The following is a 5,691-nucleotide window of genomic DNA, read 5'->3' as shown; positions in this document are numbered from 1 at the left end:
GACAATACCCAGATAATGTAGACGGAGAAATACTAATTTCATCTGCTATTTCACGAATGCTTACTTTTTTTCATTGTGTACTTTCAGTATTTATTCACGGATCTTCTTCTCTATTTGTTCGACTAATTCTACAGTCTTCTTTACTTCTTTAACAACTGTTACTTCAGGTAATTGTTCTTGAAGTTCTTCTATATTTTTCTTTCCGATTACCCTATCCATTGATTGCAGCATTTCCTCAGGCGGTAAAATCGTTATTCCTAAATTAGAGTAATAGTTTTTAAACCAATTACGTTTCCCAATTTGTTGTTCATCAAGTGGATCACTATACTCCTAATAAGAGATTACTTTTTCATTTTCTAAATCCATTAGAACATTTTCCAACTGTTCTCTAATACGATTCGGCTTCCAATCTTTTGGGATATCCATTACTGCTAGCAGCCCTTTGTCCCCACCTATAGAATATGGCTTTTTCAATGATGAATACATTTGTCTAATTCTCCATTTCCATGTTAAATATCCAATTAATCTTTTATGGTACTTATGTCGATAACTATTGTATTCAAGCACCTTTTTGGAAAGAAATGCAGTTGTCTACTTGAACCATATAAGTAGCTTGACAAGAAACTACCTGGTTTAATTCAACACGATTCTATTCCCATATATTCATTGGTATTTTTATCTCTCAAGAGTACTACTGAATCTAATACAAAAAGCCTTTTTATAATTTCACGTTTTACTTCGTAATGTTTACCGGGCTCTGCACGATTATTTAATACTACAATTTCATTTTCATCATTAAGGTATATAAAAATAGTTGCTAAAGCAGCAATTCTTTTAGCAACTTTAATATTATCTTCAGCTCGATAATATCCAACTCCATTAGCTTTTTCCTTAGGCATACTACACATTTCTAAAACTTGTTCATATGAAAAATCAATGAACTCATCTGATGATTTAGCTTCATTCAACCATTTAATAGTGATAGAATCAAGACAATCTGCTGTTAAGTCATCTATATTACTCATAACACCATCCACAATAAGCTTCCCATACATAAATAAGGTTATCTTGTTTCGTCTCCATTTAAATCTCCTACCTTTATGTTTATTATCCAGATCAGAGCTTACTTTCTGGTTTATATAAGTACATCTTTTTTATATCTTGTTCTTTTTTATATCTTGTTCTTTTTTATATCTTGTTCTTTTTTATATCTTGTTCTTTTTTAAGTTACCTTAATATATTTTTCAAAATCCTTAGTAAATCCCTCAAAAAGGATAATGTACCTTATTTTCTCGCATGTCTCTTTATAACACAAAAAATGTAGGCTTACGCCTACCGTCATTCGTCTCCTATCTTAAATGGGGGGGGCACAACTTGAACAATTTTGAAAAAGAGGTCTTCTATTAGAAAAAAGATAAAGGGAGATGTTTTATTCAAATCTCTACCAATATGATATTTAACAAATTATGCTAAGTTACTCTCCCCTACAATCAGATCCCTACAATGCGTTTAAAACACGTACTTCATCACCAATAGATTCTGGAGTAGAATATTCTCCAATTTGTTTATATTTTTGATAACGTTGTTTTTGTAACTCTTTTTTTCCTAACCACATTAATTCATTTAAAGATTCCTTTAAGACCTTTTTGATTTCACCTGCCTGCTTTTTAATATTATTATGAGCGCCACCATCTACCTCAGGAATCAGCTTGTCAACAACACCTAATTCCTTTAAATCATACGCCGTAACTTTCATTGTTTCAGCTGCTTGCTTTGCTTTTGAAGCATCTTTCCAGAGAAGCGCTGCCGCACCTTCAGGAGAAATTACCGAATAAGTTGAGTTCTCAAGCATATGGAGATGGTTACATACTCCAATTCCCAACGCACCTCCACTCCCTCCTTCTCCGATTACCACACTAATAACGGGTACAGTTAAAGCTGCCATCTCAAAAAGGTTATTTGCGATAGCTTGGCTTTGCCCTCTTTCCTCAGCAGCTTTTCCTGGATAAGCTCCCTTTGTATCAATGAAGGTGATAATAGGACGTTGAAATTTTTCAGCTTGTTTCATAAGTCTAAGTGCTTTTCTATAGCCTTCAGGATGAGGCATGCCAAAGTTTCGATATATGTTTTCTTTTGTATCTTTTCCACGTTGGTGTCCAATCACAGTTACTGGTACACCCTCAAATCTAGCAATACCACCAACCATGGCTGGATCATCTCCATATGAACGATCCCCATGTAATTCTAAGAAATCTGTGCATATTTCTTGAATATAATCAAGGGTAGTTGGTCGATTAGGATGTCGTGAAATTTGAACTCGATCCCAAGGCTTCATTTGTTGATAAGCCTCTTTCTGCAGTATACACAACTTGCTTTCTAATTTTACTAATTCTTCAGATAAATCAAACCCTGTTGTTTCCATATACTTTCTCAAACTTACTATTTTTTCTTTTAATTCTACTATTGGAAGTTCAAAATCCAAATAATTTTTCATTGTATTCTTCCCCCTGAATGCAGTCTTAAAACAGTTGTTAACGTACTACGTATTTGATCTCTTGGTAGAATTTTATCTAATTGACCATGTTTTAATAAAAATTCTGCCGTTTGAAATTCATCCGGTAATTTTTCACGGATTGTTTGCTCAATAATTCGTCTTCCAGCAAAACCAATTAATGCTCCTGGTTCTGCAAAATTATAATCACCTAAAGAAGCAAAACTAGCTGATACTCCCCCTGTAGTTGGAGATGTCATAACCGAAATGAACAGATTTCCAGACAAATCTAACATTTTAGCAGCAGAACTTGTTTTTGCCATTTGCATTAAACTTAGAATTCCCTCTTGCATCCTAGCTCCTCCACTTGCCGTAAAGATAATAAAAGGATGCCCTTTTTCTAAAGCAAATTCTATCGCTCTTGTAATTTTTTCCCCTACCACAGACCCCATACTGCCCATTCGGAATCTTGTATCCATAACTGCTACAGTTACTCTATGCCCTTGAATAGTTCCCTCCCCTGTTAATATCGCTTCTTTAAGGTCTGTTTTCTTTTGATCAGATTCTAATTTTTTTTCATATCCAGGAAAACCAAGAGGATTATTTGAAGTCATGCGCTCATCGTATTCTACAAAACTATCTTGATCCAATAAAGATTCAATTCTTTCTAATGCACTCATCGGAAAATAATGATTACACTCTACACAAACCTTTAAATTTTTACGCAAATCTTTACTGTATATAATTTTTTTACACTTTGGACATTTGATCACTATCCCATCAGGAACATCAGACATTAGTTGTGTAGCTGATACTGCCGATTCATTCTTTTTTCTTGGAATTAATTTTCTAATCACAACTCTTCCTCCTATTTATTAGCTAACAGAACTTAGGAATTCATTCTATTTAAATGAAAAAGTTACGCCCATTATACTCTTGTAAGGTGAGTAGTTTTAAATCCAGCTTTTGTGTACTTCAATCCATATCCTATAGTTCGATCCATCGCTATATGAGCAGTCCAAACAATTCCTAATGCTAAAATCCAATCTTGATTTGTATATAATCCAATTGCAAGTACAGCAATAGATATTACGTACGTGTGAAAGAAGTTATAAACACTTGCCCCTATCTTTTGATTTATTGTATAACCGAGCATACCAATATCAGGTGCAAGTATTAATGCTAAAAATACCCACCAATTAAGACCAAAATAACTATATAAATAAATAGTTGTAACTAAAACGATCAACCCTTCTGTTTGTAGCAGTACTTTATTCATGTTTAATCTCCTCCATAATGAAAATGATTTATGAAACATTCACTGTAACTCTATTTTTTAAACACTTTGCAGCTCTTTCGTTTTTAGATCATGTAATTCTAAAAATTTAGTATTAAAATCACCAGAAATGAATTTTTTATTACTTAACAGATCTAAATGAAAAGGAATAGTAGTTTTAATACCAGCAACATGAAATTCACTCAGTGCTCTTTCCATACGTTGAATTGCTTCTTCTCTCGTTTCCCCATGAGTAATAACTTTAGCTACCATAGAATCGTAATAAGGGGGAATACTATAGCCAGCATACACTGCTGAATCTATTCGTACCCCATATCCACCTGGTGGAAGATATTCCTTAACGGTTCCAGGTGATGGCATAAAATTCTTTTCTGGATTTTCTGCATTGATGCGACACTCTATGGCCCAACCATTAAACTGCACATCATCTTGCTGATATCTTAATTTCCCTCCAGAAGCAATTCGAATTTGTTCTTTAATTATGTCAATACCCGTTACCATTTCAGTAACTGGATGTTCAACTTGAATTCTTGTATTCATTTCCATAAAATAAAATTTATTCTCTTTTAAATCATAGATAAATTCGATGGTACCTGCGCCTGAATAATTAACAACTTGGGCTGCTTTTACCGCTAGATTCGCCATCTCTTCTCTTGCTTCCATCGTGATACCGGGTGATGGTGTTTCCTCTACCAATTTTTGAAGTCTTCTCTGGATCGTACAGTCCCTTTCGCCTAAGTGAATTACATTACCATAGCCATCTGCTAAAATCTGAATTTCAATATGACGAAAATCTGTAATATACTTTTCCATATATACATTTGGATCTCCAAACGCCGCTTTCGCTTCTTGCTGAGTAAGACGAATACCATCAACTAATTCTTTACTATTTTGAGCAACTCGGATTCCTTTCCCTCCACCACCAGCAGTGGCTTTAATAATAACTGGGTATCCAATTTCTTCTGCTATCTTAATTCCATCTTCTACGCTTTTAATAATTCCATCTGACCCTTTGGTAACCGGTACACCAGCCTCAATCATGGTTTTTCTTGCAACATCTTTTGCACCCATTTTTCTAATAGTCTCAGGAGTTGGCCCCACAAATATAAGGTTACATTCTTTACAAATTTCAGCGAAATCAGCATTCTCCGCTAAAAATCCGTACCCTGGATGAATCGCGTCGCATTGTGTTAGTTTTGCTACAGAAATAATGTTAACTGTGTTCAGGTAACTTTCTTTTGCAGAAGCTGGGCCAATACAATGAGCTTCATCTGCTAGGTGGACATGAAGGGCATCTCTATCGGCCTTAGAGTACACTGCTACTGTTTTAATTCCCAATTCTCTTGCGGAACGAATAACTCGAACTGCTATTTCACCACGATTCGCAACTAATAGCTTCTTAATCAATTACAATCACCCCTACTTTTTCCTTACCAAAAACATCGGTTGATCATATTCTACAAGGTCTCCATTACCAACCAATACCTCTACAATTTCCCCTTCTACCTCTGATTCAATTTCATTAAATAGTTTCATAGCTTCTACAACACAAACAATCGTTCTTTTATCCACTTTTTGTCCCACTTTTACATATGAATCTGCTCCTGGAGAAGGTGAACAATAAAAGGTGCCGACCATTGGAGATTTAATTTCATATAAATCTTCTTTCACATTATTTTCTTCTACTTGTTTCAATTCTTCCACTTGATTTGTGCAAGCAACTTCAGTTACCAAATTTTCTACTGGAAAAGATTCAACTTTCTGCTTTTCCCTTTCAATATACTGAACATTTTTTTTCCCATTTCTTTTGAGACGTAACTTTATGTCTTCTGTCTGATACTCCAACTCATCAATAGAAGATTGATGAAGTGCATCTATTAACTTTTGAATTTCTATAATCTCC

5 protein-coding genes and 1 pseudogene are annotated in these 5,691 nt (G+C 34.5%); all 6 read right to left on the bottom strand.

Annotated features, from left to right (window positions below):
• Positions 1-1,040 (bottom strand): annotated as a pseudogene (locus ACQGSG_RS25890) (XRE family transcriptional regulator); the annotation flags it as partial.
• A gap of 458 nt (positions 1,041-1,498) precedes the next feature.
• On the bottom strand, positions 1,499-2,494 hold the full coding sequence (gene accA / locus ACQGSG_RS25885; protein WP_426948347.1) for an acetyl-CoA carboxylase carboxyl transferase subunit alpha: 996 nt from the start codon (positions 2,492-2,494) through the stop codon (positions 1,499-1,501).
• On the bottom strand, positions 2,491-3,348 hold the full coding sequence (accD, locus tag ACQGSG_RS25880) for an acetyl-CoA carboxylase, carboxyltransferase subunit beta (protein WP_426948345.1): 858 nt from the start codon (positions 3,346-3,348) through the stop codon (positions 2,491-2,493). The genes accA and accD overlap by 4 nt, the downstream gene beginning before the upstream one ends.
• Positions 3,349-3,419: 71 nt before the next feature.
• Entirely contained in the window at positions 3,420-3,770 is a 351-nt protein-coding gene (locus tag ACQGSG_RS25875; RefSeq protein WP_426948343.1) for a DUF4260 domain-containing protein, read from the bottom strand.
• A gap of 57 nt (positions 3,771-3,827) precedes the next feature.
• Entirely contained in the window at positions 3,828-5,195 is a 1,368-nt protein-coding gene (accC, locus tag ACQGSG_RS25870; protein ID WP_426948341.1) for an acetyl-CoA carboxylase biotin carboxylase subunit, read from the bottom strand.
• Between the two features lie 12 nt (positions 5,196-5,207).
• On the bottom strand, positions 5,208-5,691 hold a 484-nt coding region (gene accB, locus ACQGSG_RS25865; RefSeq protein WP_426948339.1), incomplete at its 5' end, for an acetyl-CoA carboxylase biotin carboxyl carrier protein.

It is taken from the genome of Bacillus sp. GMa5/1 (assembly GCF_050172015.1).
Classification (GTDB): domain Bacteria; phylum Bacillota; class Bacilli; order Bacillales; family Bacillaceae_G; genus Bacillus_A; species Bacillus_A cereus.
The sequence above is the reverse complement of the archived record's forward strand: the minus strand, read 5'-3'. Positions and strand labels throughout refer to the sequence as shown.

Coding starts and splice junctions, on each gene's coding strand:
- accA (WP_426948347.1), bottom strand. CDS start 2,494: ATGAAAAATTATTTGGATTTTGAACTTCCAATAGTAGAATTAAAAGAA.
- ACQGSG_RS25875 (WP_426948343.1), bottom strand. CDS start 3,770: ATGAATAAAGTACTGCTACAAACAGAAGGGTTGATCGTTTTAGTTACA.